Here is a 13,898-nt window from a genome sequence, read left to right as displayed (position 1 = left end):
CGCGAATATGACGTCTCAGGCCTCTCCACAGAAACGTCGACCCGAACGGCCTTCCCTTTCTCCTTCGCTCTACCTATATTCGGCGTGCCGGCTTGTCCGGCTATGGCGATAAACGGCCGATGAAATAAGCCATTCGGACCCGGGGGCGGTACCCGGCGCCTCCACCACAAGCTGCCGGCCACGGCATCTTCTGATGGGGGCGAAATAGGATCGACGAGGGTGTAAAGATCGCGCTTTTGCCCGGCATGATACCGCCGTTATCGGGTCAAACCTATAGTTGCCAACGACAACTATGCTGAGGCACGTCTCGCTGCGTAAGCAGTGCGATAGTCTCGAATCAAGCCCTGTGGGTTAGCACCTTCAGGCGGGGTTCGGAGGTACCTGGCAACAGAAACCTCCACCTTCCCTCCCCCTTGCACTCCAACTTCGATGCGTCCGCGCGAGTTCTTCGCCGGCGGCGGAGCTTTTCCATGTCAGATCGATTCCATATCGTCACCGGCGGCCCCGGCGCCGGCAAGACCACGCTTCTCGACGCGCTCGCCCGGCGTGGCTTCCCGGTCATGCCGGAGGCGGGCCGCGCCATCATCCGCCAGCAGATCGCCATCGGCGGCCAGGCATTGCCTTGGGCCGACCGCGCCCTCTTCGCCGAACTGATGCTCGGCTGGGAGCTGCGCTCGCACGCCGAGGCTGCCTTGACCGCGGGCCCGATCTGGTTCGACCGCGGCGTGCCGGACGTCGCCGGCTATCTGCGCCTGTCCGGCCTCGCCATCCCCGGCCATGTAATCCGGGCAGCCGAAACGGTTCGCTACGCGCCGCGCGTGTTCGTCCTGCCCTTCTGGGCCGACATCTTCCATGCGGACGCGGAACGCAAACAGTCTCCTGCGGAAGCCAGGGCCACCTGCGAGACGATGCGACAAACCTATGCCGGCTTCGGCTACGACCTGTGCGAGGTGCCGACAGACACGGTCGAGCGCCGCGTCGACTTCATCCTCGCCCGGATCCTCGCAACGTGACCGCGCAACGCCTTGCTTCGTGGTCGCAAGCCTCATATCCCGTTTACGTCCGGCAGGCTGTTCATTAAAGGTACCGGAATTGAATCGGGGAATGACGGCTGATGGCCGAAGACCACATCCGCTATGACATCCTCGCGCAGGAAGCCCTGCGCGGCGTCATGCGCAAGGTGCTGCAGGAAGTGCAGCGGACCGGCCTGCCCGGCAACCACCACTTCTTCATCACCTTCCTGACCGGCGCGCCCGGCGTGCGCGTCTCGACGCGGCTGAAGGAGCGTTATCCGGAGCAGATGACCATCGTCCTCCAGTACCAGTACTGGGACCTGAAGGTCACCGATGTCGGCTTCGAGGTCGGCCTGTCCTTCTCCGACGTGCCGGAAAAGCTCGAAGTGCCGTTCGCCGCCGTGCGCGGCTTCTACGATCCGTCGGTCAATTTCGAGCTCGAATTCGACGTGCGCACCGACGAGCCGGTCGCGGGCGACGTGACACCGCTGCCGAAGGCCGAGACGCCGAAGCCGCAGGCCGCGCCCCGCTCCACGCCGAAGCCGTCGGCCAAGAAGCCGGAGCCCGCGCTGGAAAAGGCGCCCGCCGACGCCGACAAGCCCGCCGAGGGCGAAGGCAAGGGCGCGGACGTGGTCTCGCTCGACGCCTTCCGCAAGAAGTAGCCGCCGCGATGGGCGAGGTCGTCAACCTCCGTCTCGCCCGCAAGCGCAAGGCGCGCGCCGAGCACGACGCTGCCGCCGCCGCCAGCCGCGCGCTTCACGGCCGCAGCAAAGCCGAGAAGGCGGAGCAGAAATCCAGCCGCGAGCGCGACAAGACCCTCCTCGACGGCCATCGTCTCGGCAAACCCGATACCGACGGGCAGCGATGAGTTCGGTGCGCAAGCGCTCCGTGTCGATCCGCGGCCACCGCACCTCCTTCTCGGTCGAACAGGAATTCTTCGACGCGCTCGAGGAAATCGCATCCGCCCGCGGCATCAGCTTCGCAGCGCTGGTGGCGGAGGTGGACGCAGCGCGCCCGCGCGACGCCAACCTCTCCTCCGCCCTGCGCGTTTATGCGCTGAGGCAGGCACAGGCGGGTCATCCGGCCGCTGTCGATGATGGGCTTGTCGAGTAATCCCCGTTGCCGCCGGCAGGCAAAACATGCTCCCCTTGCCGCCAGATCCACCTGCGAGGATGCCACCTTGAACGCCAAGCCCGACGTGCCGCCCGGTGGCCGCCTCGGCCCGATCGTGCTTGCCGCGACCGCGATCGCCGGGGCCGCGCTCTGCATCCTCATGATCTGGCCGTTCGTCGGCGCGATCACCTGGGCGCTGGCGCTGGCGATCCTCTTCGTGCCCGTGCATGTCCGGATCGAGCGGCGGATCGGCAATCCCACCGTCGCAGCGCTGATTTCCGTGGCGATCCTCGTCATCGTCGTTGCAGTGCCGGCCGTCTTCGTCATCGAGCGGCTGATGAGCGAGGCGGCCTCGGGCGCAACGTCTCTTCAGCGGCGGGTTGCCGCGGGCGAACTCAGGACAATGCTCGATTCCTATCCGCGGCTCGCGCCCATCGGGGCGTGGATCGAGCACCAGCTCGACCTGCCGGCACTGGCGGCGAGCCTCGCCACCTGGCTCAGCAACATCGGCGCCACCTTCGTCCGCGGCTCGGTGCTGCAGGTGGTGGAAGTGGCGCTCACCTTCTACCTGCTGTTCTATTTCCTCAGGGACAGGCAGGCCGCGAAGACGATCATCCGTTCATGGCTGCCGCTGACCCCGGCCGAGGACGAGCGCCTGTTCGCCCGCGTGTTCGACACGGTGCACGCCACCGTCTACGGCACGCTCGCCGTCGCCGCCGTGCAGGGAACGCTCGGCGGGCTGATGTTCTGGGCGCTCGGCCTGCCGGCACCGCTGCTGTGGGGGCTCGTCATGGGCCTCCTGTCGGTCGTGCCGGTCCTCGGCGCCTTCGTGGTGTGGATTCCGGCCTCGCTCATCCTCGCCCTCAACGGAAGCTATGGCAAGGCGATCATCCTGGCGCTCTGGGGCGCGATCGTCGTCGGCAGCATCGACAACGTCCTGCGGCCAATCCTCGTCGGCAACCGGCTGCGGCTGCACACCGTGCCGGCCTTCATCTCGATGATCGGCGGTCTCACGCTTTTCGGCGCGCCGGGCGTCATCCTCGGCCCGCTCGCGGTGACGGTGACGATGCTCGTCATGGAGATCTGGTCGGCCCGGCTGAACGACACGCCTTTTCCGAACCTAGAGCAGCCCACTCCCATAGAGCAGGCCGAAGAGGCCGTCAGCCCCCACCTCCCAGGGTCTTGAGCAGGCGGTCGAGCGTGAAGCCGTCCTGTTTCTGAGACGGCGGATCGCTCGGCACGATGGCCTGGGGGCGCGGCGCATCGCCGTTCACCTGCGGCCGTCCGGCCATGTCGACGAGCGGGTCAGGCTTCGCAAGAGAGGGCGCCGCAGTCTCGCTTTGCGTCTGCCGGCGCGCTTCCGCCTCCGCCGCCTGGGCATCCTGCGCCGCCTTCAGCTTGGCGTCCGCCTCAAGCCGGGCGCGGCGCTCCTCCTCGGCCTTCGCCTGCGCCTCGCGCTCCGCCTTCGCCGCCGCTTCGGCCTCGAGACGTGCGGCCTCGTCCGCCTGGCGCTTCGCCTCGGCATCCGCTTTGGCCTTCGCCTCTTCCTCGGCCTTCCGCTTCGCCTCTTCCTCGGCCCTGATGCGCGCCTCTTCTTCCGCGCGGGCCTTCGCTTCTTCCTCCGCCTTCCGACGGGCCTCCTCCTCGGCTTTCAGCCGCGCCTCCTCCTCCAGCCGCAGGCGCTCGGCGCGCTCTTCCTGCACGGCCGCGTAATAGCGCACCTCGCGCCGCAGGCGCTGCTTTTCGAGCAGCAAGGCCTGCATCGCCTCCACCCGCGCCTGTTCGATCTCCAGCGCGCGCTGGGTGAGGAACTGCGCCATCGGCTGCGCGTCGAAGACGAGTTGCGCCTCCCCCGGCGCGCCGGCCGCGGAGAAGCTGATCGAGGGCTGCGAGCCGACGAGAGCCTCGTTGCCCGGATCGTAGGCGATCTCGCCCTTGGTCTCGAAGGTCCAGGCCGGCAGGTCGGCGCGAAGCTCGCCCGTCAGCCGCGTCGAGCCGTCGGCCAATGTCACCGGCGAGGTGCGCAGCACGCCGCCCGCCACCGTGAAGGACAGCTCCGCCGCCCCGCCCATAAAGCTGCCCTCGCCCGCAATCGCCGGCGCGAACGCGGCCACCGCCGCCTCCTTGATGTCGCGTCCGACCCGATCAGCCTCCGCGATCAACGCCGGCAGCGCATTGGGATTGATGCCGCGTATGCCGAGGTCGGACAGCGCCGCGGTACCCGTGCCGGACAGCGAGGCGACGAGTGCCTCTACCGACTTGCCGCTGCCGTTGAGGCTCGCCGACAGGTTCGCCCTGCCCGACAGCGCGGCGGCACCCGGCAGCGTTGCGATATCCATTCCAGTGAGCGTCGCCTGGCCGGTCACCACGCCGGTGCCGTCATTGTTCTTGACGTCGAACAGGCCGGCGAGTTTGCCATCGTCGACCTCGGCCGACAGGTTCGCCACCGACAGGCCCTCGCGGCTGAGCCGCGCCTGCATCGTCGCATCCGTTGCCACCGTCTCCGTGCCCCAGCCCACCGCACCGGCCTTCAACTCCAGTTCGGCGCTGAACGGCGCGTTGGCGCGCGGCGGGAAGGCCGCATTCGCCCATCCGTCCGCGTCGCCCTGCAAAGCCCCCTCGCCCAGCACCAGCGCCAGCGCATAGTCGAGCGGCAGGAAATCCGTGCTCATCGCGCCTGCCAGATGCGGGACGCCGTCGGCAAGCGTCGCGGTCAGGTCGCCCGACAGCGCCACCTCGCCGATCGATCCGTCCAGCTTTGCGATCTTCAGGTCCTGCGGCGACAGGGTCAGGTCGGCGGCGAGCTCGGCCGGCATGCCGAGGCCCATGCCCGGCAGCGTTACGCCCGCGGCGCCCAGCCACGGCTCCAGGTCCGCGCCCTCGATCCTGCCCTTGCCGCTCGCCGTCACCGCGTCGGCCAATACGGTCACGGTGCCGTCGAAGCGCGCCGTCGCGGTGTCGCCGGTCAGCGTGCCATGCGTCTCCAGCCCTTTGGCCGGCGCGCCCTTCAACGTCAGCTCGGTCGTCGCCGGTCCCGCCCCAACCAGCGGCAATGTCGGCACCCCGTAGAGCGCGAGCAGCGCTGAGCCATCCTCATTGCTGGCGGTCAGGTCGACATCCAGCGTCTCGGGCGCAAAGGGCGAGCCGGTCGCGGAATAGGCCAGGGTGAATTCGCCGCCGCCCATCGTCCCGCCCGCGCTGATCGCGTAGTGGGGCGCGCCGCCGGTCGCGGTCGCATTTGCCACCAGGTTGATGCGGGCGTCGCGGCCGAGCCCGGACAGGCCGGAAAAGCGCCGGGCGAACGCGGCTGCCACGCGGTTGTCCGGATAGCGTTCGCCCAGTTCCGCGACGAGCGGGGCCAGATCGTCCGAGACGATCGCCGCGTCGAGGCTGCCGGACGGAGCCGCCGGGAAACCGTCGATCGTGCCGGTGGCGCTGACATTGGCGCCCGACACGTCAGTCAGCGTCAGCCTGTCGATGTCGAGCTTGCCGTCCTTCAGCCGGAACGCCGTCTCCAGCCGCCCGGCCGTCAGGCCGCCGGCGCTCACCGGGCCGGCCGAAACCTTCAGGTCGAGGTCGCGCCCCTCGATCCGCGTCTGGCCGGCATCGGTCACGAACAGTGAAGCAAAGGCGGCCAACCCTTCGACGTCGAGGGCGCCGCCGTCGAGCGCCAGCAGCAGCGACGGCTTGGCATCGTCCGGCGTCATGCTCTCCAGCCGGCCGGCGAAACGGGCGTTCCCGAGCTGCAACTGCAGCCCTCCGAAGGTCTGCCGGTCGCTGGCAAGATCCACCTTGGCCGAAAAACCCGCGCGCGGCAGCCGCCTGATCGCGTCGTCGACATCTTTCGACAGCCAGGAGGCGAAGCCCGATGGCTGGCCGACCGCCAGCACCATGTCGCCGGCAAAGCGCGCATCTTCCTCGCTGGTCGCGACGAACCCGTCCGCCTCCAGCGTCGCGCGGCCGGGCATCGAGACGGCGAAGTCCGCGACCTTCCAGCCACCTTCGGCCGGCTCGGCCGAGAGGCGCACGTCGCGGAAGGTCGTGTCTCCGGCAACCACGGCCGGAAGGTTCACCTCGACGGAACCCGGGATCGACGGTCTCGGCAGCGCCACCACGAAGGATTTCAGCGCCGCGATCCGTCGCTCCAGCGTGACACCGCCGGCCGCCTCGTCGCCGATGCGGTCGTCGAAGCGGAACTGCGCCCCGGTCGCCTCGACCGAGAATCGCGGCTCGCCGCCAAGGTCGATGTCGGCCCTGCCTTCCGCCGTATACGGATCGGCGAGCGGCCCGGTCTCGAACAGGAATTCGGTTGCCGCCAGCCGCCGGTGGTCAAGCTCCAGTTTTCCGCTCATGCGATAGTCGGGCGGTCCCTTCGACGCATCGGCCGTGCCGTTCAGCGCGAAGGTCGCGCCGTCCACGCCGCGCAGCGAAGGTTCGGCATCGTAGGCCGACAGCTTGAAGCCGGCCTGGTATTTCGGCGCGCCGAGGTCGAGCCGGGCCATGCCGTCGGTCTCGACCGAGAACGGATAGCGCCGCGGCTTGGCGCGCACCCTCACCCGCATGCCGCCAGTGTCCTCGACGCGGCCAGTCGACAAGTCGAAATCGGTCAGCGCCCCGTCGAGCCGCATCGAGCCGGTCAGCCGCCAGGGGCCGGCGAGCGTGGTGGCGGCGACGTCCGTATTGATCTCGGAGAGCATGTGGGTGCGTCCGCTCGCGGCGTGCTCGATGCGCACGGAGCCTTCCGTCACCGTCAGTTTCTCGATCGTGACATTGCCGGGATCGAACGGCGCGTCCGGCCGCACCGCCCAGTCGACCGCGCCGTCATTGCCGACATGGATCACCGCCTTCGGTCGCTCCAGCCGCATGTCGAAGATCAGCACCTCGCCGCGCAGGAAGGGCGCCAGCTCTGCGTCCATCGAGAATTTTTCCGCCGTCAGCGCCGGCTCGGATCCGGTGCCGGCCACGCGCACGTCGGTGAAGGTCACGGAGGGGAACGGCAGGATGCGCGCTGTCGCGCTGCCCGCCACCTTGACCTCGCGGCCGAGGATGCGGCTCGCCTCGCGCTCGAAATCGCCGCGATAGCTCGTCCAGTCGACAAAGTAGGGTCCGACCAGCGCTGCCGTCAGCACCAGGACGACAAGCCCGCCGAAGATGACAAACAGTCTCGCCAGTGTCCCGCTCCGCCTTTCGAGGACGCCCAATCTAACAGGTGCAGTCTGTCGATAAAGTGGCGGTCCGGCTCATTCCGTTCAGGACAAGGGAATGATCTTGCCCGGATTCATGATGTCCTGCGGGTCGAGCGCCTGCTTGATCATGCGCATGTAGTCGACGCCGTCGCCGTGCTCCAGTCGGAGGAAGCCCATCTTGCCCTGGCCGATGCCGTGCTCGCCGGTGCAGGTGCCCTCCATGCTGATCGCCCGCCGGTTCAGCCGACCGACGAATTCCTCCGTCCTCGCGATCTCGGCCGGCACGTCCGGGTCGAGCAGCACCAGAACATGGAAATTGCCGTCGCCGGCATGGCCGACGATCGGCGCGATCAGCCCCATCTCGGCGATGTCGGCCTCGGTCTCGGCGATGCAGTCGGCCAGCCGCGAGATCGGCACGCAAACGTCGGTCGACAGGCCCTTCGCGCCCGGCCGCAGCGTCAGCGACGACCAGTAGGCCTCGTGCCGTGCCTTCCACAGCTTGGCGCGCTCCTCCGCCACCTTGGTCCACAGGAACGGCCCGCCGCCATATTCGGCCGTGATCTCGCCGAACAGTTCCGCCTGCTCCACCACGCCCGCCTCCGAGCCGTGGAACTCGACGAAGAGGCACGGGCTCTCCGGATAGTCGAGCTTGGAATAATTGATCATCGCCCGCATCTGCAGCGCATTCACCAGCTCGATCCGCGCCACCGGGATGCCCATCTGGATCGTCGCGATCACCGCGCGGCACGCCGCCTCAAGGCTTGGAAACGGACACACGCCGCCCGAGATCGCCTGCGGGATGCCCTGCAGCTTCAGCGTCAGCGAGGTGATGACGCCGAGCGTCCCCTCCGAGCCCACCAAAAGCCGGGTCAGGTCGTATCCGGCCGAGCTCTTCCTCGCCCGGCTCGCCGTGGTGATGGAGCGCCCGTCGGCCATCACGGCCGTCAACGACAGCACGTTCTCGCGCATCGTCAGATACCGCACCGCGTTCGTGCCCGAAGCGCGCGTTGCCGCCATGCCGCCCAGCGTCGCGTTGGCGCCGGGATCGATCGGGAAGAACAGGCCGGTGTCGCGCAGATAGCTGTTCAACTGCTCGCGCGTCACGCCGGCTTCCACCGTGCAGTCGAGATCATCGGCATGCACGTCAAGGATGCGGTTCATCCGCGACGTGTCGATCGAGATGCCGCCGCCGGGCGCATTCACATGGCCTTCGAGCGAGGAGCCGATGCCGAACGGGATCACCGGCACCCGGTGCGCGGCGCAGGTGCGCACGATCTCCTCCACCTCCTCCCGGCTGTCCGGAAAGGCCACGCCGTCGGGAAGCTGCGCCGGGATGTAGGTCGTGGTGTGACTGTGCACCGCGCGCACGTCGGCATTGGTCTGGAACCGCTCGCCGAAACGCTGCTTGAGGATGCCGACCACCGCCGCGATCCCCTCCTCGTTGCGCCTCACGGCGACGAGATCGGTCAGAGCCATGCTTTCCTCCCGGTCTGGACCGTTGGGCGGCCCTTGTGAATGCCCGTTGCGACTGTAGAGTGCCTCGGCTTTTAGAACCGGCCATTCCAGCCTGCAACCACCCTTCCGGAGGAACTATGATCGCCGCCCCTTTCGTCTCCAAGGTCATGGACATTCAGAAGGACTGGATCGACTACAACGGCCATCTCAACATGGCCTATTACAATGTCCTGTTCGACAAGTGCTCGGACGATGCCTTCGAGCTGCTGGGCATGGGGCCGGCCTATGCGAAGGAGCGCAAGCTCACCGTCTACACGGCCGAGGCGCATATCTGCTACGTCCGCGAGCTGCATCTGGGCGACGCGGTGCGCGCGACCTTCCATCTCCTCGATCACGACGAGAAGCGGCTGCGTTCCTACCAGGAGCTCCACCACATCGACGGCTGGCTGGCTGCCACGTCGGAGACGCTGACGCTCCACATCGATATGTCAGGCCCGAAAGTCGCCCCCTTCCCGCCCGACGTCTTCGACAAGGTCAAGGCGATGCGCGCCGCGCATGAGAGCCTGCCGATGCCGGCGCGCGCCGGCCGCTCGATCGGCATCAAGCGGAAATAACTGCGCGAAAGCTCTCGGGATCAGCCTCTAGGCGATAATTCCCCGAGTGCAACGCGCGGCAATATCGGCAAAAATCCGTATCTCGCGCATCTCTCCGTCCGGCGACCGGATCGACGGCATTTGAACCTTTTGCCGATCCCGCCCGTTAATGCCCCAACGCCGACGAGTGAGAGATGATTGAATGGATACGAAGCCGACCAGGGAGCCGGTCGATGCTTGGCGCATGACCGACAGCTTGCATGCGGAACACGGCAAGGGCGACCCTTTCGCCGCGGCGATCCGCGCCACACGCATGCCGATGCTGATCACCGATCCGCGCCAGTTCGACAATCCAATCGTGTTTGCGAACGACGCCTTCCTGAGGCTCACCGGATACGCTCGCGAAGAGGTGCTGGGACGGAATTGCCGCTTTCTGCAAGGCCCCGAGACGGATTCGCTGGCGATTGACAAGATCCGCGACGCCGTCGCCACCCGCAGCGACATCGCCATCGATATTCTCAACTACAAGCGAGACGGCTCGCCGTTCTGGAATGCGCTGTTCGTCAGCCCGGTCTCCAACGAGGACGGCGACCTGCAGTTCTTCTTTGCATCCCAGCTCGACGTGACCGACCGCAAGGAGTCGGAGCATGCCCTTGTCGCCGACAAGGACCGCTTCGAGCGAGCCGTTCGCGAACGCACCGCCGAGCTGCAGGCGGCCCTCGATGCCCAGAAGATGCTGGTTCACGAGGTCGATCACCGGGTGAAGAACAATCTGCAGATGATTTCCTCGCTGATCGTCATGCAGTCCCGTTCGATCCCGGACGAGAACATTCGCAAGTCGCTCTCCAACATGCTGGAGCGCATCGAGGCGGTCAGTACCGTTCACCGCCGGCTCTATCAGTCGGACGACGTGCGGAGTTTCGATCTGGCAGAGTTCGCCCGTGACCTGGTCACCGACCTGGTTGACGCGTCCGGGCGGGGAGATATCCGCACCGAGTTCGACCTCGAGAAGATCGCGATCCCGGCCCAGTGGGCAACGCCGGTTGCGCTGATGGTCAACGAGCTCGTCACGAATGCCATCAAGCACGCCTTCGACGGCCGAAGAAATGGCGCGGAACACCTGATCCGTACTGCAATCGAGCATCGAGGCGACCGCTACACGATCGAGATATCAGACAACGGCAGGGGAATTACGGCACTCGGCGGCGGGACCTTCGGGACGCGGCTCGTCAGGTCCCTCACCCGCCAGCTCGACGCCACGATCGAATGGCGCGACGGCGCGCCAGGCACGCGCGTCGTCGTCTCCATCCCCGCACCGAAGGAATAGGTCAAATGAGCGAAAACGAACCGCTGAAGGTGCTGATCGTCGAGGACGAGGCCCTTCTTGCCATGGAACTCGAGGCGCTGGTTGAGGATGCGGGCCACGCTGTCGTCGGGTGGGCCACCTCCTCCAGTCAGGCTCGCGAGATGGTCGATGGTCTGACGGCGGACATTGCCTTCGTCGACGTTCATCTGACCGACGGTCCGACCGGAGTGGACGTGGCCCGATACATCGCCGAAAAGAAGAGTTCGATGGTGGTATTCATGACCGCCAATCCGAAGCGCATTCCGGACAATTTCGCCGGCGCGATCGGCGTGATCGTTAAGCCGTACACCATGCACGGCGTGACGGCGGCGTTGCGCTATCTGCACGAGGGGGTGCGCCGTCCGCCGCCCGTATCGGCGCTCCCCGTGGGTTTCACCCTGTCGCCCAGCTACCGTTCGGCCTGGGCCGAATAGGCCCGGATTGAACCGCGAGACCCAAACCCAAACGAAACAACGCGAGCTTTGACGGCCTCCGGCTGCGCGAGGGAGCGTTATCCATCGACCCATTCGAACTTCAGCGGCGCCTCTCGGAACGCGAAGCGGTCGAGATGGGACGACACCGCGCCCTTGATCCGCTCCAGCGTCTCGGCGTCGGTGGCTTCCAGGGTCACTTCGAGGCCACTGTCCCTGGCATCCAGCGTCGCGACGGAACCCTCGAACTTCACCGTCCCATGCTGAGTGTCGAACGTGACGTCGAGGCGGTGGGTCCAGTGCTTGCAGAGCTGCTGCAGATATTTCGAGGCATGTTCGGTGGGCACGAGGACGGTCGATCTCGCCATGGTCTTCTCCTTCTCTTCGCGCGCTAGATAGCGATCCAGCCACGACCGCGCACGTTCACGGTTGCGTGAGGTCGTGCAACATCATCGAGACGGTCCTGAAACGCAGCGCCGTTCGCAGCGGCAAGATGACGAAACATTGTTGCCAGATAAGACGCTCCATCAGCAACAAAGTTTCGAAAGGACTTCCCAATGACCTCTCTCAAGACCTCCCTCGCCGCCGCCTCGATCGCCATCGCCGCGCTCGCCGGCTCGCTCGCTCCGGCCAAGGCCGACTCGATCTGGTTCGGCCCCGGCGTCGGTGTCGGCATCGGCGGTGTCGGCGTGGGTGTGGGCGTCGGTATCGGCGTCGGCCCGGCCTATCACGGCTACGGCTATTACGGCGACTATGCCGGCTACTGCTCGAAGGGCGAGGCCCTCGGCCGCGCCGCCTCGATGGGCGTGAAGAAGCGCTACGTCTCCGGCGTGTCCGAGAACCGCATCTCGGTGCGCGGCAGCCACAAGGGCAAGCCGGTCAAGGTGACGATGTATCGCCACAGCGACGGCTGCGCCGTCCGCTCCTTCAACTATCTCTGAGGGCGCAGCCATGGCGCGCACGCGACGCAAGCGTTGGAGAGGCCTGGCCACCCTGGCGCTCGTCGCGGCGGGCGCCACGGCCACCGTGGCCTTCGCACAGACGGCCGGCGGCCTGGGCGGCGCCGGCGGTCGGGACCGCCAGGCTGAATGGTGCACGCGTTACGCATCCCTCAGCCTGGCGGCAGCCCACGGCATCCGGCAAGGCCGCGTCGAGCAGGTCGCCAATGACCGGATGGTCGTGTTCGGCACGCTCAAGGGCTCAAGCGTCAAGCTGACGCTGGAGAACGGCGCCGACGCCTGCCGGATGGTCAGGATCGACACGCTCTGAGAAAGAGCCTTGGCGCGGCGGCACTCTGCGTGGTCGTCATCCTCGGGCTTGTCCCGAGGATCTGCCGGCTTTGAAAATTGTCACGTAATTTCAGAGCATTGCCGGAAGAAGTTGTAGATCTTCGGAACAAGCCCGAGGATGACGGCGCGCACAGGCCGCACGTGTCCTTGCTTCACCTTCGCGCGGTCGCAAGCGGCAGGTCTACGACGAAGCGCGCTCCGCCGCCCTCCGCCGCCTCCACCCCCACGGTCCCGCCATGGTGTTCCGCGATCTGGCGCACCAGCGCGAGGCCCAGTCCCCAGCCGCCAGCCGCCTCGCTGCGTCCAGCCGGACGGTAGAACGGCTCGAACACGCGCGTTTCCTCGCCCTTCGGCAGGCCGTCGCCATGATCGCGGACGGAGAGCTCGACACGCGTTCCCCGCGCCCTCACCTCGACCTCCACCGGCGGGCGTCCATGCCGCAGCGCATTGACCACGAGGTTGCGCGTCAGCCGCGTCAAAAGCCGCGCATCGCCCTTCACCTCCGCCGGCGCGCCCGTCGCCTCGATGCCGTGCCGGGCGCATTCCTCCGCCACCAGCGCGAACAGGTCGAGCGGCTCCGCCCGCTCCAGCCCCTTCACGTGGTCGAGGCGGCTTGCGAGCAGGATCTCGTCCACCAGCTGGTCGATCTCGCCGAGATTGCGCAGCATCTCGTCGCGCGCCCGGCCGTCCATCGAGACTCCGTCCTGCGGGTTCTCGTAGAGGTCCATCGCCATCCTCAGCCGCGTCACCGGCGACCTCAGCTCGTGGCTGGCGTTGGCCAGCAACGCGCGGTGGGCGCCGACCAGCCGTTCGATCCGCTCGGCAGCGGCATTGAAACTCTTTGCCACGGCCGCCACCTCGTCCCTGCCCTTCACCGGCACGCGTGTGACGAGGTCGCCCTTGCCGAACGCCTCCACGCCGGCGCGCAGGCTCTCCAGCCGCCGCGTCAACTGCCGTACGAACGGGTAGGCCACAAGCGCGATCACCGCCGCGATCAGCGCCAGATAGCCGAGCGCGCCGCGCTTGGGTCCGTCCCACGGCGCGTCGATGCGCGCCACCAGCGCCCGCCCGTCCGGCAGGTCGAGCACGAACGGCTTCCTGCGCTCGGCGTCGTCGAACCAGCCGCCGTCGTCATCGTCGTCCTTATCGTCGAACCAGCCCCGGCGCGGCGGCGGCGGAAGCTGGTCGCCGGCCGCGGCGAGCAGCCGGCGGTCGGCGGAATAGAGCGCGATGTCGGCGTGGAAGGCTCTGGCGAAACGCTCGACCGTCGCCTGCGTCAGCACCGGGTCCTCGCCCGTCGGCAGCATCTCGGCGATGAACCGGTCGCGGCGTTGCGTCCAGCCCACCTCCTCGCGATCGATCGCGGAGACCCAGTAGAGCCCGCTCGCCACCGCGACGGCCGCCAGCGACAGAAGCACCGTCAGGTAGATACGGACAAAGAGGCGGCCGCGCAGGATGCGGAAGATCCTCATC

At 67.3% G+C, this 13,898-nt stretch carries 14 protein-coding genes and 1 other RNA gene; 11 read left to right on the top strand and 4 right to left on the bottom strand.

Annotation, left to right across the window (positions count from 1 at the left end; all coding sequences use genetic code 11):
• Positions 1 to 47: 47 nt before the first annotated feature.
• From ssrA to B9Z03_RS16315, 6 genes are all read left to right on the top strand, one after another.
• Positions 48 to 402, top strand: a transfer-messenger RNA (tmRNA) gene (gene ssrA / locus B9Z03_RS16340).
• A 68-nt stretch (positions 403 to 470) separates the two neighbouring features.
• Positions 471 to 1,013: an AAA family ATPase gene (locus tag B9Z03_RS16335; protein ID WP_085465178.1), complete on the top strand. Its 543-nt coding sequence runs from the start codon at positions 471 to 473 to the stop codon at positions 1,011 to 1,013.
• Between the two features lie 101 nt (positions 1,014 to 1,114).
• Positions 1,115 to 1,675, top strand: coding sequence for an SspB family protein (locus tag B9Z03_RS16330; protein ID WP_085465177.1), 561 nt, complete (start codon positions 1,115 to 1,117; stop codon positions 1,673 to 1,675).
• Positions 1,676 to 1,683: 8 nt separating this feature from the next.
• Positions 1,684 to 1,881, top strand: a complete 198-nt coding sequence (locus B9Z03_RS16325) for a DUF4169 family protein (protein WP_085465176.1) — start codon at positions 1,684 to 1,686, stop codon at positions 1,879 to 1,881.
• Entirely contained in the window at positions 1,878 to 2,126 is a 249-nt protein-coding gene (locus B9Z03_RS16320) for a ribbon-helix-helix domain-containing protein (protein WP_085465175.1), read from the top strand. The genes B9Z03_RS16325 and B9Z03_RS16320 overlap by 4 nt, the downstream gene beginning before the upstream one ends.
• A 67-nt stretch (positions 2,127 to 2,193) precedes the next feature.
• Positions 2,194 to 3,312, top strand: coding sequence for an AI-2E family transporter (locus B9Z03_RS16315; RefSeq protein ID WP_244561762.1), 1,119 nt, complete (start codon positions 2,194 to 2,196; stop codon positions 3,310 to 3,312).
• Here the strand turns inward: B9Z03_RS16315 and B9Z03_RS16310 are convergent.
• Together B9Z03_RS16310 and B9Z03_RS16305 are read right to left on the bottom strand one after the other, a co-directional pair.
• On the bottom strand, positions 3,287 to 7,327 hold the full coding sequence (locus B9Z03_RS16310) for an AsmA family protein (RefSeq protein WP_244561761.1): 4,041 nt from the start codon (positions 7,325 to 7,327) through the stop codon (positions 3,287 to 3,289). The two genes, B9Z03_RS16315 and B9Z03_RS16310, sit on opposite strands and share 26 nt — an antisense overlap.
• Positions 7,328 to 7,375: 48 nt before the next feature.
• Positions 7,376 to 8,788: an FAD-binding oxidoreductase gene (locus B9Z03_RS16305; protein WP_085465173.1), complete on the bottom strand. Its 1,413-nt coding sequence runs from the start codon at positions 8,786 to 8,788 to the stop codon at positions 7,376 to 7,378.
• A 116-nt stretch (positions 8,789 to 8,904) separates the two neighbouring features.
• On the opposite strand from B9Z03_RS16305, the gene B9Z03_RS16300 reads away from it, so the two are divergent.
• The 3 genes from B9Z03_RS16300 to B9Z03_RS16290 all read left to right on the top strand — a co-directional run bounded on the left by B9Z03_RS16300 (position 8,905) and on the right by B9Z03_RS16290 (position 11,139).
• Positions 8,905 to 9,381 (top strand): thioesterase family protein, encoded by a 477-nt coding sequence (locus B9Z03_RS16300; protein WP_244561760.1) that lies wholly within the window; start codon positions 8,905 to 8,907, stop codon positions 9,379 to 9,381.
• A 181-nt stretch (positions 9,382 to 9,562) separates the two neighbouring features.
• On the top strand, positions 9,563 to 10,687 hold the full coding sequence (locus B9Z03_RS16295) for a histidine kinase dimerization/phosphoacceptor domain -containing protein (RefSeq protein WP_085465172.1): 1,125 nt from the start codon (positions 9,563 to 9,565) through the stop codon (positions 10,685 to 10,687).
• Positions 10,688 to 10,692: 5 nt separating this feature from the next.
• Positions 10,693 to 11,139, top strand: coding sequence for a response regulator (locus B9Z03_RS16290; RefSeq protein WP_085465171.1), 447 nt, complete (start codon positions 10,693 to 10,695; stop codon positions 11,137 to 11,139).
• 77 nt (positions 11,140 to 11,216) lie between these two features.
• Here the strand turns inward: B9Z03_RS16290 and B9Z03_RS16285 are convergent, their stop codons facing one another.
• Entirely contained in the window at positions 11,217 to 11,504 is a 288-nt protein-coding gene (locus B9Z03_RS16285) for a DUF2218 domain-containing protein (protein WP_085465170.1), read from the bottom strand.
• Positions 11,505 to 11,693: 189 nt separating this feature from the next.
• Here B9Z03_RS16285 and B9Z03_RS29455 point away from each other — a divergent pair, with 189 nt between their 5' ends.
• Together B9Z03_RS29455 and B9Z03_RS16270 are read left to right on the top strand one after the other, a co-directional pair.
• The gene (locus B9Z03_RS29455) at positions 11,694 to 12,077 is read left to right on the top strand and encodes a hypothetical protein (RefSeq protein WP_139832291.1); all 384 of its coding nucleotides are present in this window, start codon (positions 11,694 to 11,696) and stop codon (positions 12,075 to 12,077) included.
• A gap of 10 nt (positions 12,078 to 12,087) precedes the next feature.
• Positions 12,088 to 12,405, top strand: a complete 318-nt coding sequence (locus B9Z03_RS16270) for a hypothetical protein (protein ID WP_085465167.1) — start codon at positions 12,088 to 12,090, stop codon at positions 12,403 to 12,405.
• 172 nt (positions 12,406 to 12,577) lie between these two features.
• Here B9Z03_RS16270 and B9Z03_RS16265 read toward each other — a convergent pair whose 3' ends face one another.
• A complete protein-coding gene (locus tag B9Z03_RS16265) occupies positions 12,578 to 13,897 on the bottom strand; it encodes a sensor histidine kinase (RefSeq protein WP_085465166.1) in 1,320 nt (439 codons plus the stop codon).
• Position 13,898 lies beyond the last annotated feature (1 nt).

Source organism: Mesorhizobium australicum (genome assembly GCF_900177325.1).
Classification (GTDB): Bacteria; Pseudomonadota; Alphaproteobacteria; order Rhizobiales; family Rhizobiaceae; genus Mesorhizobium_A; species Mesorhizobium_A australicum_A.
This window is presented reverse-complemented; position numbering and strand designations above follow the sequence as displayed.